The following is a 419-nucleotide window of genomic DNA, read 5'->3' on the forward strand; positions in this document are numbered from 1 at the left end:
TTCCAACGGCTCGCCGGATGCGATTCGTGCCAGCAGCGCCGGCTCGGCGGCGTCGGAGGAGAGTGCCTGGCCCAGGACCTCGGCGGCCGCCTCCGGGGACAGGACGATCACGCCGTTGTCGTCCCCGAGCACCCAGTCGCCCGGATTGACCTGGACGCCTCCGCACTGCACCGGGACATTCACCGCGGAGCCGCCGCTGCGGACCCGCTTGGTAGTCAGGCACGAAGTCCCGCGGGCGAAGACCGGCAGACCCGTGGCGCGGAGCTCCAGGACGTCGGTGGCCACGCCGTCGACGACGACGCCGGCGGCGCCTTGCGCGGTGGCCGCTGCCGCGGTGACCGCGCCCACCGGCGCGTGCCGGTGGTCACCGGACATGTCCACCACCAGCACCGCGCCGGGGTGCAGCTCCAGCAGGGCAC

Annotated in this window: 1 protein-coding gene; it reads right to left on the reverse strand. The window is 74.2% G+C overall.

The window, feature by feature from the left end:
- On the reverse strand, window positions 1-419 hold a 419-nt coding region (locus AC1U89_RS24875; RefSeq protein WP_479902282.1), incomplete at both ends, for an RraA family protein.

The organism is Caulobacter sp. 05T431 (genome assembly GCF_056665975.1).